Origin of the sequence: Mycolicibacterium parafortuitum, assembly GCF_010725485.1 — a bacterium.
GTDB lineage: Bacteria > Actinomycetota > Actinomycetes > Mycobacteriales > Mycobacteriaceae > Mycobacterium.
In genome coordinates this window covers 2422838-2448188 of the sequence record NZ_AP022598.1, presented here as the reverse complement: position 1 = coordinate 2448188, position 25351 = coordinate 2422838, and the positions used below count along the sequence as shown (strand labels likewise).

The following is a 25351-nucleotide window of genomic DNA, read 5'->3' as shown; positions in this document are numbered from 1 at the left end:
CGTTTCGTCGCAATCTCGCCGACAAGTTCAGACTCGGCGCACAGCGTCTACGCGTCGAGTTCGCGCGCGACGGCCTTGACCACCTCGGAGACCCGGCGGGCCACCTTCCGGTCGGGATAGCGGCCCTTGCGCAGCTCCGGCTGAACGGCGCTCTCGAGCAGCGTGATCATGTCCTCGACCATGCCGTGCAGCTCGTCGGGGGTGTGCTTGTGCTCGGCGGCGGCGGCTTCGCGACGGGTGCGGCTCAGGCTCGGCGGCGGATCGATCAGCTTGACCTGAAGGGCCTGCGGCCCGCGCCGGCCCGCGGCGACACCGAACTCGACGCGCTGTCCCGCCTTCAGGCTTTCGACACCGGCGGGCAACGCCGAGGACCGCACGTAGACGTCTTCGCCCTCTTCTTGTGAGAGGAACCCGAAACCCTTCTCCGCGTCGTACCACTTCACCCGGCCGGTCGGCACTGGTCTCACCTGCTGTCTGTCTGATGTCGATAACGTCGGTACCTGTCAGGTACATAAAGTAAGCGCCCCGCCTGCGTCGGGACGCGTCCGGGGGGAATCCTACTCGGCCTCCGACAGGCAGAGCATCCCCTTATGTCGGTAGGCTGCAGGTCACGGCTGGAGGAAGAAGATGCGACTGATCCTGAACCTCATCTGGCTGATCTTCGGTGGGCTCTGGCTGGCGCTCGGCTATCTCCTCGCAGCGCTGATCTGCTTCATCCTGATCATCACGATCCCGTTCGGGTTCGCGTCGCTGCGGATCGCGGCCTACGCGCTGTGGCCGTTCGGCCGGACGATCGTCGAGAAGCCCGGTCCGCGGCCGGGAGCGCTGGTCGGCAACGTCATCTGGGTGATCGTCGCCGGGGTGTGGCTGGCCATCGGACACATCACCACGGCGATCGCGATGGCGATCACGATCGTCGGCATCCCGCTCGCGGTGGCCAACCTGAAGATGATCCCGGTGTCGCTGATGCCGCTGGGCAAGGAGATCGTGCCGGTGGATGAGGCACGCGGCCGCATCGTCGGAGCCGTGCCGTGACGGTGATCCCGCTGGGCGTGCCGTCGGTACGCCACCCCGCCACGCCCGCACCCACCGACGGCCCGATGGTCGACACGTTCGGCCGGGTCGCGCGCGATCTGCGGGTGTCGCTGACCGATCTGTGCAATCTGCGCTGTACCTATTGCATGCCGGCCGAGGGCCTGGACTGGCTGCCGCGCGATCAGAAACTGTCCTCCGACGAGCTGATCCGGCTGCTGCGCATCGCGGTCACCCGGCTCGGCATCACCAGCATCCGGTTCACCGGGGGCGAGCCGCTGGTGGTCCCGCACCTCGAGGACGTCATCGCCGCGACCGCGTCGCTGTCACCGCGCCCCGAGGTCACGCTGACCACCAACGGGATCGGGCTGGCGCAGCGCGCGGCCGGTCTCCGAGCGGCCGGGCTGAACCGGATCAACGTCTCGCTGGACACCGTCGACCCCGCCCGGTTCGCCGCGATCACCCGCCGCGACCGGTTCGCCGACGTGGTCGCCGGTCTGCGCGCGGCCAAAGACGCGGGTCTGAGCCCGGTGAAGGTCAACGCCGTCCTCGATCCGGTCTCGGGGCTGCAGGACGCGGTCGAGCTGCTGTCGTTCTGCCTGGACAACGGCTACCAGCTGCGCATCATCGAACAGATGCCACTCGACGCCGAACACTCCTGGCAGCGCGATCGCGCGCTGAGCGCCGACGCGATCCTCGCCGCGCTGAAGGGCCACTTCACGCTGTCCCCCGACCCGGTGCCGCGCGGTTCGGCGCCGGCGCAGCTGTGGCAGGTCCATGGCACGGCCGGGATCCTCGGCCGTGTCGGGATCATCGCGTCGGTGTCGCATGCGTTCTGCTCGACCTGCGACCGCACCCGCCTCACCGCCGACGGTCAGGTCCGCAACTGTCTGTTCGCCCGCGACGAGACCGATCTGCGCGTGCTGCTGCGCACCGGCGCCGACGACGCCACGCTGGAGGCAGCCTGGCGGTCGGCGATGTGGGCGAAGGCCGCCGGCCACGGCATCAACGACCCCGACTTCGTGCAGCCCGACCGCCCGATGAGCGCGATCGGGGGTTGAGATGCCTGCCGACGTCGACGTGCGGGTGACCGTGCGCTATTTCGCCGCAGCGCGTGCGGCGGCCGGAACCGAGGCCGAGACACTGGACATACCGTCCGGGACGACGCTCGACGCCCTGGTCCAAATCTTGAAGGCGCGCGACGAGCGCCTGGCCGCCGTTCTGGCGCGGTGTTCGTATCTCCGCGACGGGATGGCGGTGCGAGACATGACAGTCGAGCTGGGCGATGCGCAGACGATCGACGTGTTGCCGCCATTCGCCGGTGGATAGTCAGACCGATCCCGCCGAACCTATTCCGTGATTTGCGTCACATCACGGAATGGTCACGGGATGGCTACAGACAGGTTGAGCCACCGGGCACCTGCAGGAACGACGGTCAGTCCTGCGTATTTAGAGATTTTTTAGTATTTGCCGCAGGGAGAAACGCTGCTGTGAGCAAAAGATGACGACCCTCCTGACAGCCGTTAACGTTCTGAACCAGGCCGATCGACCCCCACATTCCGAACGGCCCGCTGCACACCAATTGCGCCGAGCTCCATCCGTTGGTGTGCGGGGACAACGAGATACAACCCGGATGGAGGCGGGGGACCCACTGGTCCCGCCGAGGACCTGGAACCGATTTCGGTTCCTTGGGGTGAAGCCGACGTCGATGTCGACGGCGGCCGGGCAACCTCTCCAGCCCGAACCCGACAGCTGACCTCGCACGCGCTTACGAGAGGACCCCCGCACATATGAGTGGACGGCATCGCAAGCCCGCGTCATCAGCCAAGAGCGTCGCGAAGATCGCATTCACCGGCGCTGTCATCGGAGGCGGCAGCCTCGCGCTGGCCGGCCAGGCCGGTGCGGCGACCGACGGCGAATGGGACCGGGTCGCCAGCTGTGAATCCGGCGGCAATTGGGCCATCAACACCGGCAACGGCTACCACGGTGGACTGCAGTTCTCACCGAGCACCTGGTCCGGTCACGGCGGCGCCGAGTTCGCCCCCGCGGCGTACCTGGCCACCCGGGAGGAGCAGATCGCGGTCGCCGAGCGCGTGCTGGCATCCCAGGGCAAGGGTGCCTGGCCGACGTGCGGCCGGGGACTGTCGTCGCCGACCCCGCGCAATGTCGTCAAGGACGAGCCGCCCGTGCCCGCGCCGTTCGATCCGCTGGCCGCGGCCGCACCCGTGCCGCCGCCTGCCGATCCGTTCGCACCGCCGCCACCGCCCGCGCCGTTCGACGCGCTCGCCGCGCCGCTCCCGGCCCCCGAGACGCTTCCCCCAGCCCCGGCTCCGATGGACCCGATCGCGCCGCCTCCCGCCCCGATCGATCTTCTCGCCGCCCCGGCCCCGCTGCCGCCGGCCCCCGAGGCCCCGGCCCCGGCCCCGGTCCCTGAGGCGCTGCCGGCGGCTCCGCTGAACGCCCCGCTGCCCGCCCCCGCACCCGAGATGCCCGCTCCGGCTCCCGAAGCCGTGCCGTTCGACGCGCTCGCCGCCCCGGCTCCGGTGCCGCCGGCCCCCGAGGCCCCGGTCCCAGCCCCCGCACCTGAGGCGCTGCCGGCGGCTCCGCTGAACGCCCCGCTGCCCGCCCCCGCACCCGAGGCGGCACCGTTCGACGCACTGTCCGCGCCTGCTCCGGTGGAGCCGGTGTCCGTGCCGCTGCCGGTCGACGGCCGCCAGAGCGCGGTGATCGCCGCGGCCAACTGGGACGCCGCCCCTGCGCCCGCCCCGGGTGAACCGCAGATGTGGTCGCTGGGATTGGATGCGGCTCCGCTGCAGCCGGCACCGGTCGCACCGCCGCTGCCCCCGGTCGCCCCGGAACCGGTACCTGCCCCGGTCCCCGCCCCGGCCCCGGCCCCGGTCGCCGCCCCCGCTCCCGCGGCAGTTCCGCTGGCGGCCCCGGCCCCGGCCGAGGTGCCTCACCTCGCCAGCCCGGACAACCTGCCTCCGGGCACCGCACCGCTGCCGCAGGGACCCAAGCAGGGCCCGAACGTCACGTACCTGAAGGAGATCTGGCACGCGATCCAGACGCAGGAGATCTCGGGTTCGGATGCGCTGCTGGCGCTGACCCAGCGTCCGCTGACGGCTACCGACACCCGGACGCCGATCCCGGTCGGCGCGATGCCTCCGGCCGGAACTCCGGCACCTGACGCGGCTGTCCCCGGTGCTCCTGCCCCGCTGGCCGCGCCGCCCGCTCCGGCGGACGTCGCTCCCGCGCCGCTGCCGGCTCCGGGCGCTCCGGTGCCCGCCCCGGTGCTGCCACCGGCCTGAGCCGGTCGCTGACCGCTACGCGCTGCAGGACTGCTCCGCTCCGCTACGCGGTGCCCGACTGCTCCGCTCCGCTACGCGGTGCAGGACTGCTCCGCTCCGCTACGCGCTGTTCACCCATTCGTCCGTGCCGTCGGCGAAGAACTGGTGCTTCCACACCGGTAGCCGCTCCTTGACGCGGTCGACCAGACGCGCGCAGGTCTCGAACGCCGCCCCGCGGTGATCGGCCGCGACAGCGGCGACCAGCGCGGCGTCACCGATGTGCAGGACTCCGACGCGGTGGCTGACCGCGATGGCGCGCACCCCATGGCTCTCGGCCGCGATCTCGGCGGCGACGTCGGCCAGGGTCTGCTCGGCGCTCGGATGGGCCGAGTACTCCAGTCGCGTCACTCCGCGACCGCCGTCGTGGTCTCGCACCACACCCGCGAACGTGACCACCGCGCCCGCGGACTCGTGCGCGACCAGGTGCTCGTGCTCAGCGGTGTCGATGAGAGTTTCGGTCAGCGCGGCGCGCAGGACGGCGGTCATCGCGGGTGATCCTTGCCTTGCAGTTGGTCCAGGGCGTGGTCGAGCACGTCGGCCAGCACTCCCAGGCCGTCTTTGACGCCGCCGACCGAGCCCGGCAGGTTGACGATCAGCGTGCGCCCGGCGACGCCGCAGACGCCGCGGGACAACACCGAGGTCGGCACGTGGGGCAGCCCGGACCGCCGGATCGCGTCGGCCAGGCCCGGGATCTGATAGTCGAGAAGCTCCGCAGTGTGCTGCGGGGTGGCGTCGGTCGGTGAGATGCCGGTGCCGCCGGAGGTCAGGATGACGTCGGGGCGCTCGGCGAGGGCGGCACGCAGCGCCTGCGCGACAGGTTCGCCGTCGGCGACCACGACCGCCGCCGGCGTGGCGATGCCGCGGGCGTTGAGCCAGTCGACCAGGATCGGGCCGCAGCGGTCCTCGTAGACACCCCCGGAGGCCCGGGTGGAGGCGATGACGACGACGCCGGAGCGCGTTGTCACCGGGTCCACGTCCCGGTCTTGCCGCCCTCCTTGTGCACCACCTGGATCCCGTCGATGCGGGCCGCCCGGTCCACCGCCTTGATCATGTCGTAGACCGTCAGCGCCGCGACGCTGACCGCGGTCAAGGCCTCCATCTCGACGCCCGTGCGGTCGGTGGTGCGCACCGTGGCGGTGATCCCGACGGCTCCGGGGGTGTCGTCGCCGCCGACGGTGAAATCGATGTCGACGCCCGTGATCGCCAGCGGATGGCACAGCGGCACGAGATCGCTGGTGCGTTTGGCCGCCAGGATGCCCGCCACCCGCGCGGTCGCCAGCGCGTCACCCTTGGGCAACCCGTTGGCGGAGATCATCGCGACGACGTCGGGGGTGGTGTGCACCGTGCCCTCGGCGACGGCGACACGCTTGGTGACGGCCTTGGCCGAGACGTCGACCATGTGGGCGGCGCCGGTCTCGTCGAGATGCGAGAGGCGGTCGGACACCGCTACTTGTTGACGACGGTGACAGCTTGGATGAAGGGGAGCTCTTCCGCCGGCAGCGGGAACGTCACCTCGCCGAACGGCGACAGAGCGCCGGTGCGGTCGGTGGCAAGCTCGCTGACCGCGTGGTCATCGGGATCGGTCGTCGGCCAGCCCGGGTCGACGTAACGGTTCTTCTTGTCATCAGCCACGCTGACATTGTGGCAGGCCGATCGCCGACTGGCGACGTCGGGCGGCTCCTTTACGCTGGTCAGCGATGAGTGTTAAGAGTCCGGGTGTGCCGCTGGCCGCCTGGTTGGCCGAATCCGACGACGAACAGCTGATCGCGCTGTTGCGTCTGCGGCCCGACCTCACCCAACCTCCGCCGGGCAGCATCGCGGCGCTGGCGGCCCGCGCGGCCGCCCGTCAGTCGGTCAAGGCGGCCACCGACGACCTGGACTTCCTGCACCTGGCCGTACTCGACGCGCTGCTCACACTGCATGCCGATACCGGCACCGTGACCTTCACCGACCTGACCGCGCTGCTGGGCGAGCGGGCCGACGGCGCCGACGTGCGGGCCGCGGTCGAGGACCTGTGCACGCGGGCGCTGGTGTGGGGCGACCTGACCGGCGGCGGCGCGCTGCGGGTCGCCGCCGAGGTGGCGTCGAGCCTGCCGTGGTACCCGGGCCAGGTCACCGTCGAGAGCACGTCCCCGTCGGCGGCCGAGATCGCCGAAGCACTCGAGGCGCTCGACGCCCCCGCGCGCGACCTGCTGGACAAGTTGTTGGACGGCTCGCCGGTCGGCCGCACCCGCGACGCGATGCCCGGGACACCGCCCGACCGGCCGGTGCCGCGGCTGCTGGCCGCCGGTCTGCTGCGCCGCCTCGACGACGACACCGTGATCCTGCCGCGGGTGGTCGGCCAGGTGCTGCGCGGCGAGACCCCGGGCCCGGTCAGCTTGTCCCGTCCGGACCCGACGGTGACGACGACCAAGGCCGCCGACGTCGACGCCGTCGCCGCCGGAGCGGCACTGGACTTTCTCCGCGAGACCGAGGTGATCCTCGAAACCCTCAGTGAGGCACCGGTTCCCGAGCTGCGCAGCGGCGGCCTGGGTATCCGCGAGGTCAAACGGCTGACCAAGGTCACCGGTATCGACGAACGCCGACTGGGCCTGATCCTCGAGGTCGCGGCCGGTGCGGGGCTGATCGCGCCCGGCATCCCGGAGCCGGATCCGAACGACACCGCCGCGTCGGCGTGGGCGCCGACGGTGGCCGCCGACCGGTTCATCGAGTCGACGCCTGCCGCCAAATGGCACCTGATGGTCACGGCATGGCTGGAGCTGCCGGGCAGACCGAGCCTGATCGGCAGCCGTGGCGCTGACGGAAAACCTTTTGCCGCACTGTCGGATTCACTGTTCTCGACCGCCGCACCGCTAGACCGCCGGCTGTTACTGGAAACGCTGGCCGAGCTTGCCTCCGGCGCCGGGGTGGACGCCGACTCCGCGTCGCGGGCGATGATCTGGAAGCGTCCCCGGTGGGCGGCCAGGCTGCAGCGCGAGCCCGTCGCCGATCTGCTCACCGAGGCGCACGCCGTCGGCGCGGTCGGGCGCGGCGCGCTCTGCACCCCGCTGCGGCGCCTGCTCACCGGCGGCGACGACGACGTCGTGATCGCGGCGATGGACAAGGTGCTGCCCGCCCCGATCGACCACTTCCTGCTGCAGGCCGATCTGACGGTCATCGTTCCGGGGCCGCTGCAGCGCGACCTGGCCGAACAGTTGGCCGCCGTCGCGACCGTGGAGTCCGCAGGTGCGGCGATGGTCTACCGCATCGACGAGTCGTCGGTGCGGCGCGCGCTGGACACCGGAAAGACCGCGGGCGGGCTGCACGCACTGTTCGAACGGCATTCCAAAACCCCTGTCCCGCAGGCCCTGACGTATCTGATCGACGATGTCGCACGCCGGCACGGGCAGTTGCGGGTGGGTATGGCGTCGTCGTTCGTGCGCTGCGAGGACGCCGCGCTGCTGGCCCAGGCTGTCGCCGCGCCCGCCACCGAGCAGGTCGAGCTGCGGCTGCTGGCCCCGACGGTCGCGGTGTCGCAGGCACCGATCTCGGAGGTGCTCAACGCGTTACGGGACGCGGGTTTCGCCCCGGCCGCCGAGGACACCACCGGCGCGATCGTCGATCTGCGCAGCCGCGGCGCTCGGGTGCCCGCACCTGGCCGCCGCCGCGGATACCGGCACACCACGGCGCCGACCGACCAGACCCTCGCCGCGATCGTCGCCGTGCTCCGCAAGGTGGCCTCGGCGCCGCCGACCGGTCTACGGCTGGATCCCGCGGTCGCGATCTCGGAGCTGCAACAGGCCGCGCACCTGCAGGAGTCCGTCGTGATCGGATACGTCGACCCCGCCGGGGTGGCGACCCAGCGGGTGGTGTCGCCGATCAACGTGCGCGGCGGGCAACTGACCGCCTACGACCCCGCCTCGGGCCGGGTGCGGGAGTTCGCGATCCACCGCGTCACGTCGGTGGTGTCGGCGAACGCCGGCTGAGTCCGGCTACCTGAACACGGTCACCGGCACCACCCCGGGCAGGGTGTTGCTGACACCGGAGTCGTCGGTGACGAACACCGACAGCACGCGGGTGACACCGAGCGCGTCGAGCAGCCCGCCGCCGTACTGGGTGGCCCGGAAGGTGACGGACTCCAGCGCCTGCTTGTACTGCGCGATGGTCGCGGTCCCGGTGAGGATCAACTCGCCCGTCGCGGTGTTGTAGGACGCGGTGATCGGCACGCCGGAGATCGGTGTGTAGCCGAGGGTGTCGCCGGTGGTGAAGCGCTCGGCGATCCTGATCGACGCGCCGGTCAGCGTGGTCGAGTCGGTGTCGGCGATGGTGGCCAGTGTGATCGGTTTGACGGTGGCCCCGACCTTCGGGAACGACAGGTCGGGCAGTCCGACGGTGATGACCGTCGGCCGGTCCGGGTTCTTGACCAGGGTCGCCGCGGCACCGGGCACCAGCGCGCTCAGCCCGGAGTCGTCGATCACGTTGATGGTCACCGTCCGCGGCACACCCGCACCGCCGGTGGCGGCGAACCGCACCGCTTCCAGCGCGGCCTCGTACTGGGCGACGGTCGCCGCACCCGACAGCGTGAGGGTGTCGGTGCCGTTCCAGATCGCGGTGATGGTTCCGCCGGGCGGGGTGGTGTAGCTCAGCGTGTCCCCGGTCTGGCGACCTACGCCGAGCGCGACGGTGGCGCCGGCCAGTACCGGCGAGTCCAGGTCCTCGATGGTCACCACCGGGGCGAGCACCACCCCGGGCTTGCCGATGGTGTGGGTGGGCGGCACGGCGGTGACCACGATCGTCGGCGGCAGCGGCACAAGCGAACTCGCGAACACGATGCCCGGGGCGGGGCTGGTGTCGCCGTCGGCTTCGGTGACGTCGATGGTCACGGTGCGGGGCAGCCCCATCTGGGTGGCGCTGAACGTGATGTTCTGCAGAGCCTGCTGGTACTGCTCGACGGTCGCCTCCCCCGACAACGTCAGGGTCCAGTCGTTGGTCTGCACCACGCCGACCGGGTTACCCGGCACCGCGGTGTAGCCGAGCTTGTCGCCGGCCACCCGGTTCAGCCCGATGGTGACCACCGCGCCGGTCAGCTTGCCGTCGTCGGCGTTCGCGATCGCCACCGAGGTCAGCAGCTTCACCGGCGGCTTACCCAGGGTGTGGACGGGCAGCCCGACCGGAGTGACGAGAAGCGGCAACTCGACTCCGAGGCCGGGCAGCACCGTCATCGCGACCGGCGTGGGAAGCAGGCTGTCGACGCCGTCGGCGTCGGTCAAGGTGATCTCGACCGTGCGGGCCACCAAATCCAGCGAGGTGGCGCTGAAAGTGATTGCCTTCAAGGCGGTTTCATAGTCTGCCAGGGAGTGCACACCGGTCAGTTCGATGGTGCGGTCGTCGATCTGGTTCACCCCCACGCTGATCCCCGCAGGCGCCACATACCCGAGCTTGTCGCCGGCGACGGCGGTCAGCGGGGTCATCTTCACCAGAACCCGCTGCAGCGATGCCGAGTCCAGATCGGTGATCTCGGCGACGGACAGCAGTCTGACCGGGGCGCCGCCCAGGAAGTACGGCAGCCCGCCGGCGGCCAGCAGCGTCGGCGGGGCCGCCAGCGGCAGCCCGAGCACGGTCACCAGGGCCAGCGCGGGCACCAGGTTCGGTACCCCGTGTTCGTCGGTGATGGTGAACTCGACGGTGCGCGCGACCAACCCCAGATCGGTGGTGCTGAACGTGACCGCTTGCAGCGCGGCCTGGTAATCCGCCTGGCTGGCAAGGCCACTGAACCTCAACGTGTAGTCGTTGACCTGCTCGACGTCGATCTGGACCCCATCGGGTGCGACGTAACCCAGCTTGTCGCCGGCTTGCCTGCCGAGGCCGATGGTGACGGTCGCCTCGTTCATCCGCGGTGAGTCGAGGTCGACGATGGTCGCCAGGGTCAGCACGTCCACGGGGTCTCCACCGAGCACGTAGGGCAGCAGCCGCCCGACGACGGCCAGTGTCGGCGGTGCCTGCACGATCGGTTCTGCGTCGAATTCGACGGTGACGGTGCGGTTGTCGGGTTGCGCGAGGCGGAAGAACCGCGCGACCGAGTGCAGCAGCTTCTGGATGCTGCCCAGCACTCCGGTCAGGTGTTCGGAGTCGTCGCGCACGACGATGTCGAACTTCACGGGCATGGGGTCGCCGAGGACCGGCAGCGTCGGGGTGAACAGGAACGTGTTGGTGGCGGGTACGCGGACCACCAGCCCGTTGGCCGGTTGCACGATGTCGAAGGTCAGCGGGTCGCCGTTGGGGTCTTCGACGTCGAGGGTGATCAGCACCTGGCCGGTGATGATCTGCTCGGTTTCCACCGGCTTCAGCAGCACCGGGGTCTTGTTGAAGAACGTGTGCGTGATCAGGCGCCGCACCCACGCCAGCACCGCGTCACCAACCGGGGACGGCGCGGGAAGCGCGGGATCCACCAACGGTGCAACGACATTCGACACCACAGCGTTGAACACCGGCACGGTCGCGGTGCCCTGCTCCGCCGCGGCGTCCTCGGCGGTGACCGTTGCCGGCTCCGGCACCGCGGCCGGCCCGCTGCGCGCCGGTGCGGCGGGCTTCTGGGGTGCACCGGGGACCGGGGCGGACGGGGTTTCCTCGTCGTCGAGCGCCACCTCGGGTTCGACGGCGGGTTCGACGTCGGCGAGCACCTCGTCGTCGTCATCCGCCACGGACTCGGCATTGTCGTCCTCCGCGGCCGAGAAGCGGGCCGACCTGTCGGACGCCTCGTCGTCGTCCGCGGAATCGGCTGCTTCGCCGGAGTCGTCGGTGTCCCGGGGGGCGTCGGTGGCGGAACCGGCGGTCGGCGCCGAGGACCTGTTGGACGCGGGCTTGACGGGGCCGGCGTCGGCGGTCGACGTCGATGAGGTCGCCCCGGATGACGTCGCCCCCGATGACGAGGAGTCGCCGTCCGAGTCGGCGTACGCGGTCGCCGAGTTCGCGACGGCGATCCCGATTCCGAGCGCCACCGCCAGCGCGCCGACGCGGCCGACGTAGCGGGCGTACCGGGTCTGAGCCGGCTGCGGGACGGGACGGGACGCAAGCATCGATCGACCTCCGCTCTCTGCACAGTGTCCGCGGTCGGCCCGTCGGGCCGGTGGGTTCTCCCTCGGCGAAGGACACTAAGAGCAAAATAGTGACACGCATCACAGGTGCGCAAGGGCGAAAGTGAACGCTTCTGTGTTGCAATCCCACGAGCACGGCTGAAGTGCGGCGACGACGAACCAGCGAATTAGAGCTTCCGACAATATGGCGGGCCGGACTGGCCGCGATCGAACCGCGGACGACGTTTCCGCAACCGCGACGTCCTCTACGCGGATCGCATCAGCGGCGACCATGTCGGCCGAACCGGAATAATGGACAAACGTGACTTCATCCAGGCATCACTGCGGGAGTGCGCGTGACTGACGGCCCGCTCATCGTGCAATCCGACAAGACCGTGCTGCTCGAGGTCGACCACGAGCAGGCCGGGGCGGCGCGTGCCGCGATCGCCCCGTTCGCCGAGTTGGAACGCGCGCCCGAGCACGTCCACACCTACCGCATCACCCCGCTCGCGCTGTGGAATGCGCGCGCGGCCGGACACGATGCCGAGCAGGTCGTCGACGCGCTGGTGTCGTTCTCCCGGTACGCCGTACCGCAGCCGCTGCTCGTCGACATCGTCGACACGATGGCCCGCTACGGCCGCCTGCAGCTGGTCAAGCATCCCGCGCACGGCCTGACCCTGGTCAGCTTCGACCGTGCGGTGCTCGAAGAGGTGCTGCGGAACAAGAAGATCGCCCCGATGCTGGGTGCGCGCATAGACGACGACACGGTGATCGTGCACAACAGCGAACGCGGCCGGGTCAAGCAGATGCTGCTCAAGATCGGTTGGCCCGCCGAGGATCTCGCGGGCTATGTGGACGGCGAAGCGCACCCGATCGACCTGCAGCAAGACGGCTGGGAGCTGCGCGACTACCAGCAGATGGCCGCCGACTCGTTCTGGGACGGCGGCTCGGGCGTCGTGGTGCTGCCGTGCGGTGCGGGCAAGACGCTCGTCGGCGCGGCGGCGATGGCCAAGGCCGGTGCCACGACGCTGATTCTCGTCACGAACACCGTCGCGGGGCGGCAGTGGAAGCGTGAGCTGATCGCGCGCACGTCGTTGACCGAAGAAGAGATCGGCGAGTATTCCGGTGAGCGCAAGGAGATTCGTCCCGTCACGATCGCGACGTATCAGGTGATCACCCGGCGCACCAAGGGTGAGTACAAGCACCTTGAGCTTTTCGACAGCCGCGACTGGGGTCTGATCATCTACGACGAGGTGCACCTGCTTCCCGCACCGGTGTTCCGGATGACCGCCGACCTGCAGTCGCGACGGCGTCTCGGCCTGACCGCGACGCTGATCCGCGAGGACGGGCGTGAAGGCGATGTGTTCTCGCTGATCGGGCCGAAGCGGTATGACGCCCCGTGGAAGGACATCGAGGCCCAGGGCTGGATCGCGCCGGCGGAGTGCATCGAGGTGCGGGTCACGATGACCGACAACGAACGGATGCTCTACGCGACGGCCGAGCCGGAGGAGCGGTACAAGCTGTGCGCGACAGCGCACACCAAGATCGCGGTGGTGAAGTCGATCCTGGAGCGGCACCCGAACGAGCCGACGCTGGTGATCGGCGCCTACCTCGACCAGCTCGACGAGCTCGGGGCCGAACTCGGTGCGCCGGTGATCCAGGGTTCGACCAAGACCGCCGAACGCGAGGAGCTGTTCGACGGTTTCCGGCGCGGCGAGATACGCACCCTGGTGGTCTCCAAGGTGGCGAACTTCTCCATCGACCTCCCGGAAGCCAGTGTCGCGGTGCAGGTTTCGGGGACCTTCGGATCACGCCAGGAGGAGGCCCAGCGCCTGGGCCGGCTGCTGCGGCCGAAGGCCGACGGCGGTGGCGCGGTGTTCTACTCGGTGGTGTCGCGCGACAGCCTCGACGCCGAGTACGCGGCACACCGGCAGCGCTTCCTGGCCGAGCAGGGCTACGGGTATGTCATCAAGGACGCCGACGACCTGCTCGGGCCGGCGATCTGATCTGGTTGCTGGTTCTTCACCAGCTTGCCCAATCCCGACCGCCGGGGCAGTCCTGGCGGGGCGTCGGGGCGGAGGCGGAGACCTCGACACCCGCGGCGAGAAGTTTGGTTTGCTGGACGCACGCCACGCTTCAAGCGCGCGTCCAGCAGGCAGAAGCTTAAACCAATATCGTGACCGCGATAGCGAAATGTGACGAAGATCCTTCCCGCCAAAAAGTAAGGCTAACTTCACAGCCGACGAGGGCACGGCTTCTCTGCTGCTCAGAGCGATATCAGCGCGGTTTTTCAGCAAATTTTCGGCTATTTAAATTCGGTTGCGCTGGACGCTGCCGGCCGTCCTGGACACCGGAATCCTGAGCGTCCACGGCTCCTTCCGACACCGGGGAGGGCGTCGGAAACCCGCGGTGGCGTCGTGCGCCTGTCGACATCCAGGAGTTGCCACGGCTCGCCGGCGTCCGGCTAAGCATGCCGCACCCGGCGCACCGCACCTGCCGTCGGGCGATAGCTGGGCCGCCGTCAGCCTGACGTCAGAGTCAGTATTTGCTTTCTGCGGCACCCCGGCATCACGACAGGGCCGGGATGACCTCGCGCTCGAACAGTTCGATGCCGGATCTGTCGTAGGCGGCCTCGGGGAAATAGCAAATCACGTACTCGCACCCCAGCCCCTGCAATCTCTGCAGAGTTTCGACCAGTTGCTCCGGGGTTCCGCTGCCGGCCTGCGGGGTGCTCATCGAGTCGAGCATCGCGTCCGCGGCCGCGTCGCCGGTGAGCGAACTGATCCGCGAGCGCACGCGGGCCAGCCGGTCCTTGACCTCGGACTCGGAGCTTCCGACCACGGCATTGATGTTGGCCGAGCGCACGATCGCGTCGAAATCGGTCCCGGCCTCCTTGCAGTGCCCGGCCAGCACCTGCGACTTGTGCTTGAAACCTTCGGGATCGGAGGTGAAGTTGGTGTACTGCGCGTATTTGGCGGCGATCTTCAGGGTGACCTTCTCACCGCCACCGGCGATCCAGAGCGGGATCCCGTTGTCCTGCAGCGGCCGCGGCTCCACGATCGCCCCGTTGACCTGGTAGTGCTTACCGTCGAAGGACACCGTTCCGTCGCGCCAGGCGTCCCGCATGATCTGCACGCCTTCGTCGAGGCGGCCCAACCGAACCCCCGCCGACGGGAACCCGTAGCCGTAGGCCAGCCACTCGTGTTCGTACCAGCCACCGCCGATACCCATCTGGATCCGCCCGCCCGAGATGATGTCGGCGGTCGCGGCCACCTTCGCGAGGTAGGCCGGATTGCGATAGCTCATCGCGGTACACATCTGCCCGAGCTTGATCCGCGAGGTCGTCGCGGCGTAGGCGGACATCAGTGACCAGGCTTCGTGGGTGGCCTCGGCGGTCGGCACCGGCACGGTGTGGAAGTGGTCGTAGACCCACAGGGAATCCCACGCGTCGCCAGAGTCGACGTAGTTTGCGAGTTCGCTCATCACCGGCCATTGGTCAAGCGGTTCGATTCCGACGAGGTCGAGACGCCAGCCTTGCGGGATGAACAGTCCGAAGCGCATGCCCCCGACTCTATGTCGCCGTACGCATCTGCGAAACGTCGCCGAACGTGTCGCTCGCCGTGAGTAGCGTGCGACATATGCCACTTTCCAAAGAAGAACGCCAACAGTTTCTCGCCGAACCGCACATCGGAGCGCTGTCGGTCACCAACGGTCCCGATCGTGGGCCGTTGACCGTCCCGATCTGGTACCAGTACACGCCGGGCGGTGAACTGTGGTTCACCACCGGCGCCGGCTCACGCAAGCATCAGCTGATCGAGGCCGCCGGTTTCGTCTCGCTGATGGTCGAACGGCTCGAGCCCTCCGTGCGCTACGTCGCGGTGGACGGGCCGGTACTGCGTATCGAGCCCGGCACCGACGACCAGCTCGTCGAGATGACCAAACGCTACCTGCCGCCCGAGAAGGTCGACGGCTACCTGGAGTTCGCCCGCCGCGAGCACGGGGAGAGCGTGTCCGTGTTCGTCGAGCCCAAGCATTGGTTGTCTTCGGACCTAGGATCGCTGTAGGGCTTCATCCCCCCGGGTAGAGCGCCGCGACGGCGGGCAGGCTGACCTTCAGCGCCGGGTTGCGCGGCAGTTCGTCGACGGCGGCGAACGCCACCGGGACGGTGTAGACGGGCAGCTGCTGCCGCACAAGGTCTTTGAGCTCCTCGTCAGGGGGCGTGGCGTGTCCCGGCTCGACCTCGATCGCGGCGAACGGCACCTGCCCCAGGCGGGCGTCGGGCACACCGACCACGCATGCATCGCGGACCGCGGGGTGCGATATCAGCACACGCCGGACGTCCTCGGGTTGCACCTTGAACCCACCCCGGTTGATCGCACCGTCGGCACGTCCGTGCAAGGTGACGAACCCGTCGCTGTCGATGCTCGCGATGTCGGTGGTCCGGATCCAGTCCGGGCCGATCGGCGCGACCCGGGCCTCCAACAGCCCCGGCCGCCCGGCGCGCAGTTCGGTGCCGGTGTCCGCGTCGACGATCCGCAGCGCGGTGTCGGGAAGGGCGCGTCCGACGCTGTTGCGCTTGCTCTGGCCGAACTCGGCGATCAGGTCGTCGGTCCACGCGCACAGCGATCCGGCGAACTCGGTTGCGCCGTAAGCCAACCGGATCGGGACCCCGTATTTCGCCTCGAACTCGTCGCGGGTCTCGGGGTCGAGCGGGCCCGATGCGCTGATCAGGAACTCCAGCGATGCGAGGTCCTCCTTCGGCACATCGGCGTCGAGCAGCATCCGGATCACGGCTGGCTGTACCCCGGCGCGCGCCACCCGGTGCCGCCTGACCGCGGCTACCCAACCGTCGACGGAGAAGCGCTCCAGCATCGCGACACGGCGACCGTTGTAGATACCGGCGATCAGCTGGCACACACCGATACCGCCGAACTGCCAGTACGCGAACTCCGGCGGTGCGTCCTCGGCGGCCCTCTCCCCGGCCGTCACGCTGAAGACCGTGCGGCTGAGCACATGGGTCGGGATCGACTGCCGCTTCGGCGACCCGGTGGTGCCGCTGGTCAGGATCTTCAGCGCGATGCCGGGTTCGGCGGGTGCGTGATGCCGGGAGGTGTCGCGGCGTTCCAGGCGCCCGACGGGCGACACGATCGGGGTGTGCAGCGAGATCACCAGGCCCGCACTGCCGATGCGCTGTGCGGCGTCCACCACCGGTTCGGTCCAGTCCTCGGCGTCGGCCACCACCGCGGCCAGGTTGAGCTTCTCGACGTCACCGGCGACCGCCTCGGCGGACTGAAACGAGTAGATCATCGCGACGGTCCGGCCGGCAGCCAGGAAACCGGCGATGGCCGCCGCGTGCGGGAGCCGGTTGCGCACGATCAGGCCGACGGGGGCGTCGTCGGGAACACCTGCCGCACGCAGGCCCGCGGTGATCGCGGAGCCGTAGGCCGCCACCTCGTGGCCGGAATACCAGCGTCCGTCGAACTCGATGCACGGCCGGTCCCCGTAGCCTTCCAGCGCTGCCGCGATGCTTTCGGTAAGCCCTTCGGTCACCCGTTCATTCTGCGGTATCGCGTCCGTGCGACGTCACGAACCGGCGAACGCGCTGCGATAGTCGCTCGGGGTGGTGTGGATCTGACGGACGAAGTGGTGCCGGTAGGTCACCGCGGACTCGAACCCGACCCGGGCGGCGATCTGCTCGATCGACAGGTCTGAGGACTCCAGCAGTTCCAGGCTGGCCTGCACCCGCTGCCCGATCAGCCATTTGATCGGGGTCGTGCCGGTGGCCTTGGCGAACTGACGCAGATAACTGCGCCGCGACAGCGCGGACCGCTCGGCGAGCTCATCGAGCGTGATCGGCTGGTCGAGATGTTCCAGAGCCCAGGCCATTGCGGCCGCGATACGCCCGTCGGTCGCCGGCTCGGGCACCGGCGTCTCGATGTACTGGGCCTGTCCCCCGGCCCGGTGCGGGGAGATCACCAGCCGGCGGGCGACGTCGTTGGCGACCCGCACACCGTGGTCGCAGCGCACGATGTGCAGGCACAGATCCAGCCCTGCCGCGCAGCCGGCGCTGGTGAGCACGCGGCCGTTGTCGACGTAGAGCGGGGCTGGATCGATGTCGATGCCGGGGTAGGTCTGTCGCAGCTGTTCGGCGTAGATCCAATGCGTGGTCGCCCTGCGGCCGTCGAGCACGCCGGCGGCCGCCAGCGCGAACGCGCCCGAGCAGATCGACACCAGCCTCGCCCCGCGGGCGTCGGCGGTCTTGATCGCGTCGACGAGTTCGGCCGACACCGGGGCGTCGACGTCACGCACGCTCGGGATCACCAGGGTGTCCGCGCCGGCGAGGTCGGACAGGCCGTACGCGGTGCGCACCGTCGCGCCGCCGAGTAGCCGCAGTTCGTCGGCCTCGGCACACAGTTTCACCGAATACCACGGCCGTTTCAGGCCCGCCGAGAACCTCGCGGACAACTCGGTCATCCCGAAGATCTCGGCCGCCAGGCCGGACTCGAATCCGGACATCCCGTCGTAGGCGAGAATCGCCACGGTGTGCATGTCACTATCTTAATGAACATCGGCACTAGGGCCACTGTCGATGCGGGCGTCCCCCGCGCACGCTGGGTTGCATGTTCTACAAGAAGCTCTCGCCGCAGGCCCGCCTCCGGGCGAAACTGTTCAACCGCAGCGTGTTCCGCCCTATCGTGCGGATCGCCGCCGGCATCCACACCGGAAACGGTCTCGCCCACGGGGTGCCCGCATCACCAGACTCCGCATCGCGCCGAACGCACGCTTTCTGACGGAATCCGGCCGGTTTTCGGACAGATTCCGTGCACCCGGCGCAACACAAAAGCCCCCGCGACACCGGCTCGGGGTCGCGGGGGCTTTCGTGTGGAGAAACTACGACGTCAGCGACGCCGGGGGGTTGAAGCGGTCGCCGTAGCGCTCGGCCAACTGCTTGGCCCGCGCGACGAACGCATCCTTGCCGACACCGAGTTCACCCTCGTAGCCCTGGATGAACTGCGCCGAACCGCCGGTGTAGGGCGGGTAGCCGATGCCCATGATCGAGCCGATGTTCGCATCGGCGGTCGAGGTCAGCACGCCCTCGTCGAGGCACTTCTGGGTCTCCAGCGCCTCGGCGAACAGCATGCGGTCGATCATGTCCTGCAGCGGGATGTCCGCCGAGCCGGAGTTGAAGGTCTCCTTCAGGCCGGGCCACAGGCCGACGCGCTTGCCGTCGGCGTAGGAGTAGAAGCCGGCGCCCTTGAGCCGCGACGGACGACCGATCTCGATCATCTTGTTCACGACGGCCTCGGCCGGATGCGGCTCGTAGGTCGCACCGCTGGCCTCGGCGGCCTTGCGGGTCTCGGTCGCGATCTTCTGCATCAGCTCCAGGTTGAGCTCGTCGGAAAGCTGCAGCGGGGCCGCCGGGTAGCCGGCCTGCGCACCCGCCTGCTCGATGCTGGCCGCGGCCACACCCTCACCCAGCATCGCGAGCGCCTCGTTGACGAAGGTGCCGATGACGCGGCTCGTGAAGAAGCCGCGGCTGTCGTTGACCACGATCGGGGTCTTGCCGATGGCCAGCGTGTAGTCGAACACCCGGGCCAGCGCCTCGTCAGAGGTCTTCTCACCCTTGATGATCTCCACCAGCGGCATCTTGTCGACCGGCGAGAAGAAGTGGATGCCGATGAAATCCTCCTGGCGCTTCACGCCGGTCGCCAGACCGGTGATCGGCAACGTGGAGGTGTTCGAGCCCAGCAGCGCGTTCGGCTCGACGATGTCCTCGATCTCCTGGAACACCTTGTGCTTGAGTTCCTGGTTCTCGAAGACGGCCTCGATGACGAAGTCGACGCCCTTGAGGTCGGCGGCGTCCGCGGTCGGGGTGATCTTGGCGAGCAGCGCGTCGCTGCGCTCCTTGGTGGTCTTACCCCGCTCGAGCGCCTTGGCCTCGATCTTCTCGGAGTAGTTCTTGCCGCGCTCGGCCGCTTCGAGCGAGACGTCCTTGAGCACGACGTCGAAACCGGCCTTGGCCGACACGTAGGCGATACCGGCGCCCATCATGCCCGCGCCGAGCACGCCGATCTTCTTGATCTCCTGCTTGGCGATACCGTCGGGCCGCGATGCGCCGCCGTTGATGGCCTGCAGGTCCAGGAAGAACGCCTGGATCATGTTCTTGGCGACCTGGCCGGTGACCAGGCTGACGAAGTAGCGGCTCTCGATGCGGGTTGCGGTGTCGAAGTCCACCAGCGCGCCTTCGACCGCGGCGTCGAGGATGGCCCGCGGCGCCGGCATCGGCGCACCCTTGAGCTGCTTCTTCAGCAGTGCGGGGAACGACGGCAGGATCGCGGCCAGCGCCGGGCTGGTCGGGGTACCGCCGGGCATCTTGTAACCCTTGGCATCCCACGGCTGGGTGTGTGCTTCAGGATTGGCCTTGATCCACGCCTTGGCGGCCGGAATGAGTTCCTCGACGCTGCCGACGAGCTCGTCGACCAGACCGATCTCCTTGGCCTTACCCGGCTTGAAACGCGTTCCCTGCGACAGGATCTCCATGAACGCCTTCTGGATGCCGAACATGCGTACGGTGCGCGCGACACCGCCGCCGCCGGGCAGCAGGCCCAGGGTCACCTCGGGCAGCCCGATCACCACGCCGCGCACGTCGGCGACGATGCGGTGGTGGGTGGCCAGCGCGATCTCCAGGCCGCCACCGAGGGCGGCACCGTTGATGGCCGAAACGACCGGCACACCAAGGGTTTCCAGCTTGCGCAGGTCGGCCTTGATGGCCTCGACCTCGGCGAACATCTCGGCGGCGTCCTCGGGACCCACCTTGATCATGCCCTTGAGGTCACCGCCGGCGAAGAAGGTCTTCTTCGCGCTGGCGATCACCACACCGGTGATCGAATCCTTTTCCTCGGCAAGCTTTTCCACCGCGTTGTGCATCGACTCGCGGTAGTGCTCGTTCATCACGTTGGCCGAACCCGTCGGGTCGTCCAGCGTCAGGGTGACGATGCCGTCGGCATCCTTGTCCCACTTGATGGTGTTCTCTGCCATGATTTTTCAGGCCTCTCAAACTCGTTCGATGATGGTGGCCACGCCCATGCCGCCGCCCACGCACAGCGTGATCAGCGCACGCCGAGCACCGCGGCGCTCGAGCTCGTCGACCATGGTTCCGGTGATCATGGCGCCGGTGGCGCCCAGCGGGTGGCCCATCGCGATGGCGCCACCGTTGACGTTGAGCTTCTCGTCCGGGATGCCCAGGTCCTTCTGGAACTTCAGCACCACCGACGCGAACGCCTCGTTGAGCTCGAACAGGTCGATGTCGTCGACGGTCAGGCCGGCACGGTCGAGCACCTTCTTGGTGGCCGGGGTCGGGCCGGTGAGCATGATGACCGGGTCGGCGCCGGACGTGGCGGTCGCGACGATGCGCGCCCGCGGGGTCAGCCCCTGCGACTTACCCGCAGCCTCGGACCCGATCAGCACCAGCGCGGCGCCGTCGACGATTCCCGAGCTGTTGCCGCCGGTGTGGACGTGGTTGATCTTCTCGACGTAGTGGTACTTCTGCAGCGCCACGTCGTCGAAGCCGCCCATCGCGCCGACGCCCTCGAACGCGGGCTTCAGCTTGCCCAGGCTCTCCACGGTGGTGCCGGGGCGGATGTGCTCGTCATGGTCGAGGACGACCAGGCCGTTCTGATCCTTGACCGGAACGACGGACTTGGCGAAGTAGCCGCCCGACCATGCCGCGGCGGCGCGCTCCTGCGAGCGAGCGGCGTAGGCGTCGACGTCCTCGCGGGAGAAGCCCTCGATGGTGGCGATCAGGTCGGCGCCGATGCCCTGCGGGACGAAGCCGATGCGGTAGTTGGTCTCCGGGTCGGCCGCCCAGGCGCCGCCGTCGGAACCCATCGGGACGCGGCTCATCGACTCGACGCCGCCGGCCAGCACCAGGTCGTCCCAGCCGGACCGCACCTTCTGGGCGGCCATGTTGACGGCCTCCAGGCCGGACGCGCAGAAGCGGTTGAGCTGCACACCGCCGGTGGTCTCCGGCAGCTTCGCGACCAGGCCCGCGGTACGGGCGATATCGCCGCCCTGGTCGCCGACGGGCGAGACGACGCCCAGGATGATGTCGCTGATCAGGTTCTCGTCCAGGTCGGGGAAGCGGGTGCGGATCTCGTCGATCAGGCCGACGACCAGGTTGACCGGCTTGATCTCGTTCAGGGCGCCGCCGCGCTGCTTGCCACGTGGGGTGCGAATGGCTTCATAGATGAAGGCTTCTTCGGACATGTGTTCTCCAGGTCCTGTTCAGGGGTTTCGCGGACACTCATCCGCGGGGAGGCTGCTCCTCTGTGCGCGATGCTAGCAGCCTCGCCCAACCGCTTGGTTGGGCCACCTGAAGGGGACCATTTTCGCTCAGCAGACGCAAACTCGCACGGTTCCGGCGGGAACCGTGCGAGTTTGTGTCTGGCCGCGAAAGCGGGGGTCAGTCCGATGTGCCCTCGGTGTCGTCGAAGAACGACCACTCGCCGTCATGTTCGACTTCCATGCGCCAGCCGAGCTCGGAGTTGTCGGCCTTCTGGTCGACGAACCAGGCGTGCGCGTCCTCCGCGCTCTCGATGTCCTTCGTGTCGACGACCTCGCCCTTGGGATTCAGAACACGGTATGTAGCCATGCCCGACGTTCTTCCCGCGCTGCGGCGGGTTCACACCTACGCCGAGCGGGGCGTCACCAAATCGTCAAGCGTCGGGTAGTCGATGTAGCCGACCGGCCCCGGCGCGTAGAACGTCGTCGGATCGGGTTCGTTGAGCGCGGCACCGGACTTCAGCCGCTCGATCAGATCCGGGTTGGCCAGAAACGCCCTGCCGACGGCCGCCGCGCTGATGACGCCCCAGTCGGCGAGGCTTTCCAGCAGCGCGAAGTCGGCGCCGGAGGGCCGCCGGGTGTTGAGCACCAGCGAACCCTGCCACTGCGTGCGCAGCGGTGCGAACGCCGGATGCGACGGCTCGAGCACCATGTGCAGGTAGGCGATACCGAGCGGGGCGATGCGGCACAGCAGTGCCTCGTAGGTACTGACCGGATCGTCCTCGTGCATGTCGCCTGCCGGGTTGGCCGGGGAGATACGCAGGCCGACGCGGTCGGGGCCGATCTCGGCGGCGACCGCCTCGACGACCTCGGCGGTCAGCCGGGCCCGATTACGCGGTGACCCGCCATAGCCGTCGGTGCGCTGATTGATCACGTCGGACAGGAACTCGTGCAACAGATAGCCGTTGGCCGAGTGGATCTCGACGCCGTCCATCCCCGCGTCGACGGCCCGGCGCGCCGCGGTGCGGAACTGGCCGACGATCTCGGCGATCTCACCGGTCGTCAACGCACGCGGCACCGGTAGCGGCTTCTTGCCGGTGGGGGTGTGCGCCTGCACGTCCGCGGCGATCGGGGACGGGGCGACGTTCTCGAAACCGCTGATCTCCGGGTGCGCCATCCGCCCCACGTGCCAGAGCTGGACGAACATCTTGCCGCCGGCCCGGTGCACGGCCGACGCGATCTCGGCCCACTTGTCCTGCTGACGGTCGGTGTAGAGGCCGGGGGTGTTGGGGTACGCGCCGTTGGCCTGTTCGCACACCGCGGTGGCCTCGCTGATGATCAGACCCGCGCCGGCGCGCTGCGAGTAGTACTCGGCGGCCAGCGACGACGGCGTGCCGTCGGCATCGGCGCGCGATCGGGTCAACGGCGCCATGAAGATTCGGTTGTCGAGTTCGACGCCGCCGACGGTGACGGGCCTGAGCAACGCGGACTGTTCACCGAGGGAGAAGGTCATGCTGCACTAAGCGCACACCGCGCCTCAATCATTCCCGTCACTCGCCGACGATCGCGGTCACCCGGATCTCGACGCGCATCTTCGGGGCGCCGAGCGCGGCCACGCCGGTCTGCGTCCAGATCGGCGCACGATCGGGCATCCACTTGCGCATCTGCCGCAGCATGGCCTCGTTGTGCTCGTCGCCGATCCAGTCCTCGGCGCTCGGCACGTGGTAGGAGTTCATGTGGACGACGTCGCGCCAGCTCGCGCCCGCGGTGGCCAGCGTGCGCTCGACGTTCGCGAATGCCTGCTCGATCTCGTCGTCCAGCGACTCGGGGAAGTTGATGTCGTCGTCCCAGCCGCCCTGACCCGAGATCTCCACCCGATTCCCGATCCTCACGGCCTGGCTGTAGTGCAGTAGCTCATTCAGCTTCTCCCCGAAGCCGGGGGTGACGAAGAACGAGACGTCGGATTCGCTTTTGACTTCATGCATGAAGTGAACGTACCACCGATGACTTCACATGTGAAGTGATGGTGCTCCGATAAAGTGCAGAGATGGCGCGTTCGCAGGAAACCCGATGGCTCACGCCTGACGAGAAAGAGGCGTGGACAGGGCTGGTCTCGCTGATGATGCTGCTACCGGGCAGACTGGAATCGCCGCTGCGCCAGGTCGATCTGACGCTGTTCGAGTATCTGGTGCTCAGTCACATCTCCGAGGCGCCGGAGCGTCGAATCCGGATGAGCGAGTTGGCCTTTCTGGCCAACGGTTCACTGTCGCGGCTCTCCAATGTCGTCAAGCGGTTCGAGCAGCGGGGCTGGGTCGTCCGCTCCCCCGACCCGACCGACGGCCGCTACACGCTGGCCATGCTCACCGACCGCGGTTACGCGCTGGTCGTCGAGGCCGCACCGATCCACATGCGGTCGGTGCGCGAGTTCGTCCTCGACCCGCTGACCACCACCGATAAGCAGGCCCTGGCCCGCATCGCGGCCAAGCTGCGGGTGCGCCCCCAGGACGTCACCTGACCAGCCCCGTCAGACGGCCACCGGCTCCCGGCCGCACAGGGTCGACAGCACGTCAGCCGACAGCAGCCCGAGCGAGACCGCCTGCGACGCGCACGCGGCGCGGTTGGGTGCCCCGAGTTTCGCCGACGCACTCTCCAGGTGGTGCCCGGCGGTACGCACGCTGATGAACAACTGCGCCGCGATCTGCGCGTTGGTCAGACCGCACACCGCAAGCGTCAACGCGTCGAGTTCGCGCGGGGTGATCCCCATCGGCAACGGCGTCCGGCTCGCCAGCAGCACGGCCCGCAGGCTGTCACCGCGGTACCGCGACGACGTCGCGATCCGCCGCACGTGCAGCCAGGACACACCGTCGTGGTAGCGCAGCACCTCCGGCCGCACGACGGGTCCGGCCGCACGGAACGCGGCCGCTATCTCGTTGACCGCCAACGGATCCAGCGGTTCGCAGAACGTGTCGCCGAGGCGTAGCAGGTGGGCGCGGCCGAAATCGTCGACCGCCCAGGACTGTGCATCCGGGGCCACCAGCTCGGAGACCATCCGAGGCCGCACCGAGAAGTCCAGATGCTCGGCCATCTGTACGCGCAGCACGTTGATCTCGGCGACGTCGGCGTCACGGGGATAGCGCGGGTCGTCGCAGTTGACGTGGATCGTGCCGACATAGGTGCCGTCGGTGGTGACCAGGCGCGCCGACAGGCCTTCGTCGAACCCGGCGGGCCGGAACACGTTGTTGACCGAGTAACCGTTGCGGTAGTCGGGAAAATCGCGCCAGCGCAGGGGCCCGAGACCGTGCACCCGCATCGCGTCGAACAGCGGGTCGTTGTCGACGAACCAGGAGTTGAAGTGCTCCATCACCTGGTCGGGATACGCCCGGTTGGCGACGCCGACGTGGCAGCGCTGGATCGGGTCCCACAGGCAGATCGCCGACGCCGACGAATCGGCCCGCGCCGCCAGCATGTCCAGCAGATCGTGGGCGCGGGTCTCGATGCTGGCCGAACTGCCCAGCACATCACCATAGTTCCCGGCCATCGCCCGTTCCTCCGCCATCACCCCTCGGTCGTGGGGTCATCATCGGCACAACATGTTTCGAGGATGTTTCTTCAGTGAGGCCTCGCGGAAAACGGTCCGGC

Annotated in this window: 24 protein-coding genes and 1 riboswitch; of the genes, 9 read left to right on the top strand and 15 right to left on the bottom strand. The window is 68.9% G+C overall.

Translation table 11 applies throughout. The annotated features are described in order from the left end of the window. Window positions 1-47: 47 nt before the first annotated feature. Complete coding sequence (locus tag NTM_RS11670) at window positions 48-458, bottom strand: cold-shock protein (protein ID WP_083144542.1); 411 nt, start codon at window positions 456-458, stop codon at window positions 48-50. Between the two features lie 169 nt (window positions 459-627). Between NTM_RS11670 and NTM_RS11665 the strand changes: the two genes are divergently transcribed. The 4 genes from NTM_RS11665 (at window position 628) to NTM_RS11650 (ending at window position 4340) form a co-directional block, all read left to right on the top strand. Further along, window positions 628-1035: a YccF domain-containing protein gene (locus NTM_RS11665; protein ID WP_104862307.1), complete on the top strand. Its 408-nt coding sequence runs from the start codon at window positions 628-630 to the stop codon at window positions 1033-1035. Continuing rightward, window positions 1032-2093: a GTP 3',8-cyclase MoaA gene (gene moaA / locus NTM_RS11660; protein WP_163766364.1), complete on the top strand. Its 1062-nt coding sequence runs from the start codon at window positions 1032-1034 to the stop codon at window positions 2091-2093. Before NTM_RS11665 ends, moaA begins: the two co-directional genes overlap by 4 nt. A 1-nt stretch (window position 2094) precedes the next feature. Beyond that, window positions 2095-2361: a MoaD/ThiS family protein gene (locus NTM_RS11655; RefSeq protein WP_104862309.1), complete on the top strand. Its 267-nt coding sequence runs from the start codon at window positions 2095-2097 to the stop codon at window positions 2359-2361. Between the two features lie 289 nt (window positions 2362-2650). Continuing rightward, a riboswitch (cyclic di-AMP (ydaO/yuaA leader) is annotated at window positions 2651-2814 on the top strand. Between the two features lie 8 nt (window positions 2815-2822). Then, complete coding sequence (locus tag NTM_RS11650) at window positions 2823-4340, top strand: transglycosylase family protein (protein ID WP_163766363.1); 1518 nt, start codon at window positions 2823-2825, stop codon at window positions 4338-4340. Window positions 4341-4439: 99 nt separating this feature from the next. Here the strand turns inward: NTM_RS11650 and NTM_RS11645 are convergent, their stop codons facing one another. From NTM_RS11645 to NTM_RS11630, 4 genes are read right to left on the bottom strand one after another with little or no spacing between them, the layout of a single operon-like run. Continuing rightward, window positions 4440-4865: a molybdenum cofactor biosynthesis protein MoaE gene (locus tag NTM_RS11645; protein WP_163766362.1), complete on the bottom strand. Its 426-nt coding sequence runs from the start codon at window positions 4863-4865 to the stop codon at window positions 4440-4442. Further along, a complete protein-coding gene (locus NTM_RS11640) occupies window positions 4862-5353 on the bottom strand; it encodes a MogA/MoaB family molybdenum cofactor biosynthesis protein (RefSeq protein ID WP_179963922.1) in 492 nt (163 codons plus the stop codon). The genes NTM_RS11645 and NTM_RS11640 overlap by 4 nt, the downstream gene beginning before the upstream one ends. Then, window positions 5341-5778: a cyclic pyranopterin monophosphate synthase MoaC gene (gene moaC / locus NTM_RS11635; protein WP_232079919.1), complete on the bottom strand. Its 438-nt coding sequence runs from the start codon at window positions 5776-5778 to the stop codon at window positions 5341-5343. The genes NTM_RS11640 and moaC overlap by 13 nt, the downstream gene beginning before the upstream one ends. A gap of 47 nt (window positions 5779-5825) precedes the next feature. Then, entirely contained in the window at window positions 5826-6011 is a 186-nt protein-coding gene (locus NTM_RS11630; protein WP_083141705.1) for a hypothetical protein, read from the bottom strand. A 65-nt stretch (window positions 6012-6076) separates the two neighbouring features. On the opposite strand from NTM_RS11630, the gene NTM_RS11625 reads away from it, so the two are divergent. Then, window positions 6077-8344, top strand: coding sequence for a helicase-associated domain-containing protein (locus NTM_RS11625; protein ID WP_104862313.1), 2268 nt, complete (start codon window positions 6077-6079; stop codon window positions 8342-8344). 6 nt (window positions 8345-8350) lie between these two features. Here NTM_RS11625 and NTM_RS11620 read toward each other — a convergent pair whose 3' ends face one another. After that, complete coding sequence (locus tag NTM_RS11620; protein ID WP_163766360.1) at window positions 8351-11434, bottom strand: hypothetical protein; 3084 nt, start codon at window positions 11432-11434, stop codon at window positions 8351-8353. A gap of 353 nt (window positions 11435-11787) precedes the next feature. Here NTM_RS11620 and NTM_RS11615 point away from each other — a divergent pair, with 353 nt between their 5' ends. Beyond that, window positions 11788-13437 (top strand): DNA repair helicase XPB, encoded by a 1650-nt coding sequence (locus NTM_RS11615; protein ID WP_104862812.1) that lies wholly within the window; start codon window positions 11788-11790, stop codon window positions 13435-13437. Between the two features lie 562 nt (window positions 13438-13999). Here the strand turns inward: NTM_RS11615 and NTM_RS11610 are convergent. Next, on the bottom strand, window positions 14000-14992 hold the full coding sequence (locus NTM_RS11610) for an LLM class F420-dependent oxidoreductase (RefSeq protein WP_163766359.1): 993 nt from the start codon (window positions 14990-14992) through the stop codon (window positions 14000-14002). Between the two features lie 77 nt (window positions 14993-15069). Between NTM_RS11610 and NTM_RS11605 the strand changes: the two genes are divergently transcribed. Next, window positions 15070-15495, top strand: a complete 426-nt coding sequence (locus NTM_RS11605) for a pyridoxamine 5'-phosphate oxidase family protein (RefSeq protein WP_104862316.1) — start codon at window positions 15070-15072, stop codon at window positions 15493-15495. 4 nt (window positions 15496-15499) lie between these two features. Here NTM_RS11605 and NTM_RS11600 read toward each other — a convergent pair whose 3' ends face one another. Both NTM_RS11600 and NTM_RS11595 read right to left on the bottom strand, forming a co-directional pair. Then, complete coding sequence (locus NTM_RS11600) at window positions 15500-16981, bottom strand: class I adenylate-forming enzyme family protein (RefSeq protein WP_232079692.1); 1482 nt, start codon at window positions 16979-16981, stop codon at window positions 15500-15502. Between the two features lie 33 nt (window positions 16982-17014). Then, on the bottom strand, window positions 17015-17980 hold the full coding sequence (locus NTM_RS11595; RefSeq protein WP_163766358.1) for a helix-turn-helix domain-containing protein: 966 nt from the start codon (window positions 17978-17980) through the stop codon (window positions 17015-17017). 71 nt (window positions 17981-18051) lie between these two features. Between NTM_RS11595 and NTM_RS11590 the strand changes: the two genes are divergently transcribed. Continuing rightward, on the top strand, window positions 18052-18222 hold the full coding sequence (locus NTM_RS11590; RefSeq protein ID WP_161499457.1) for a hypothetical protein: 171 nt from the start codon (window positions 18052-18054) through the stop codon (window positions 18220-18222). Between the two features lie 100 nt (window positions 18223-18322). Here NTM_RS11590 and NTM_RS11585 read toward each other — a convergent pair whose 3' ends face one another. The 5 genes from NTM_RS11585 to NTM_RS11565 all read right to left on the bottom strand — a co-directional run bounded on the left by NTM_RS11585 (window position 18323) and on the right by NTM_RS11565 (window position 23697). Continuing rightward, window positions 18323-20470 (bottom strand): 3-hydroxyacyl-CoA dehydrogenase NAD-binding domain-containing protein, encoded by a 2148-nt coding sequence (locus NTM_RS11585; protein ID WP_163766357.1) that lies wholly within the window; start codon window positions 20468-20470, stop codon window positions 18323-18325. Window positions 20471-20485: 15 nt separating this feature from the next. Continuing rightward, on the bottom strand, window positions 20486-21697 hold the full coding sequence (locus NTM_RS11580) for an acetyl-CoA C-acetyltransferase (protein WP_104862320.1): 1212 nt from the start codon (window positions 21695-21697) through the stop codon (window positions 20486-20488). Window positions 21698-21893: 196 nt separating this feature from the next. Continuing rightward, window positions 21894-22082: a hypothetical protein gene (locus NTM_RS11575; RefSeq protein ID WP_104862321.1), complete on the bottom strand. Its 189-nt coding sequence runs from the start codon at window positions 22080-22082 to the stop codon at window positions 21894-21896. A gap of 36 nt (window positions 22083-22118) precedes the next feature. Further along, window positions 22119-23225: an alkene reductase gene (locus NTM_RS11570; protein WP_104862322.1), complete on the bottom strand. Its 1107-nt coding sequence runs from the start codon at window positions 23223-23225 to the stop codon at window positions 22119-22121. A gap of 37 nt (window positions 23226-23262) precedes the next feature. Further along, window positions 23263-23697 (bottom strand): RidA family protein, encoded by a 435-nt coding sequence (locus tag NTM_RS11565; protein WP_104862323.1) that lies wholly within the window; start codon window positions 23695-23697, stop codon window positions 23263-23265. 62 nt (window positions 23698-23759) lie between these two features. On the opposite strand from NTM_RS11565, the gene NTM_RS11560 reads away from it, so the two are divergent. After that, window positions 23760-24227, top strand: coding sequence for a MarR family winged helix-turn-helix transcriptional regulator (locus tag NTM_RS11560; RefSeq protein WP_104862324.1), 468 nt, complete (start codon window positions 23760-23762; stop codon window positions 24225-24227). A gap of 9 nt (window positions 24228-24236) precedes the next feature. Here the strand turns inward: NTM_RS11560 and NTM_RS11555 are convergent, their stop codons facing one another. Then, the gene (locus tag NTM_RS11555) at window positions 24237-25250 is read right to left on the bottom strand and encodes a helix-turn-helix transcriptional regulator (RefSeq protein WP_163766356.1); all 1014 of its coding nucleotides are present in this window, start codon (window positions 25248-25250) and stop codon (window positions 24237-24239) included. Window positions 25251-25351: the final 101 nt, after the last annotated feature.

Excerpts from the sequence above, each read along its gene's own strand:
- NTM_RS11560 (WP_104862324.1), top strand. The coding sequence starts at position 23,760 with ATGGCGCGTTCGCAGGAAACCCGATGGCTCACGCCTGACGAGAAAGAG.
- NTM_RS11665 (WP_104862307.1), top strand. The coding sequence starts at position 628 with ATGCGACTGATCCTGAACCTCATCTGGCTGATCTTCGGTGGGCTCTGG.
- NTM_RS11555 (WP_163766356.1), bottom strand. The coding sequence starts at position 25,250 with ATGGCCGGGAACTATGGTGATGTGCTGGGCAGTTCGGCCAGCATCGAG.
- moaC (WP_232079919.1), bottom strand. The coding sequence starts at position 5,778 with ATGGTCGACGTCTCGGCCAAGGCCGTCACCAAGCGTGTCGCCGTCGCC.
- NTM_RS11590 (WP_161499457.1), top strand. The coding sequence starts at position 18,052 with ATGTTCTACAAGAAGCTCTCGCCGCAGGCCCGCCTCCGGGCGAAACTG.
- NTM_RS11585 (WP_163766357.1), bottom strand. The coding sequence starts at position 20,470 with ATGGCAGAGAACACCATCAAGTGGGACAAGGATGCCGACGGCATCGTC.
- NTM_RS11605 (WP_104862316.1), top strand. The coding sequence starts at position 15,070 with ATGCCACTTTCCAAAGAAGAACGCCAACAGTTTCTCGCCGAACCGCAC.
- NTM_RS11595 (WP_163766358.1), bottom strand. The coding sequence starts at position 17,980 with ATGCACACCGTGGCGATTCTCGCCTACGACGGGATGTCCGGATTCGAG.
- NTM_RS11610 (WP_163766359.1), bottom strand. The coding sequence starts at position 14,992 with ATGCGCTTCGGACTGTTCATCCCGCAAGGCTGGCGTCTCGACCTCGTC.
- NTM_RS11570 (WP_104862322.1), bottom strand. The coding sequence starts at position 23,225 with ATGACCTTCTCCCTCGGTGAACAGTCCGCGTTGCTCAGGCCCGTCACC.
- NTM_RS11575 (WP_104862321.1), bottom strand. The coding sequence starts at position 22,082 with ATGGCTACATACCGTGTTCTGAATCCCAAGGGCGAGGTCGTCGACACG.
- NTM_RS11620 (WP_163766360.1), bottom strand. The coding sequence starts at position 11,434 with ATGCTTGCGTCCCGTCCCGTCCCGCAGCCGGCTCAGACCCGGTACGCC.
- NTM_RS11580 (WP_104862320.1), bottom strand. The coding sequence starts at position 21,697 with ATGTCCGAAGAAGCCTTCATCTATGAAGCCATTCGCACCCCACGTGGC.
- NTM_RS11655 (WP_104862309.1), top strand. The coding sequence starts at position 2,095 with ATGCCTGCCGACGTCGACGTGCGGGTGACCGTGCGCTATTTCGCCGCA.
- NTM_RS11645 (WP_163766362.1), bottom strand. The coding sequence starts at position 4,865 with ATGACCGCCGTCCTGCGCGCCGCGCTGACCGAAACTCTCATCGACACC.
- NTM_RS11565 (WP_104862323.1), bottom strand. The coding sequence starts at position 23,697 with ATGCATGAAGTCAAAAGCGAATCCGACGTCTCGTTCTTCGTCACCCCC.
- NTM_RS11625 (WP_104862313.1), top strand. The coding sequence starts at position 6,077 with ATGAGTGTTAAGAGTCCGGGTGTGCCGCTGGCCGCCTGGTTGGCCGAA.
- NTM_RS11650 (WP_163766363.1), top strand. The coding sequence starts at position 2,823 with ATGAGTGGACGGCATCGCAAGCCCGCGTCATCAGCCAAGAGCGTCGCG.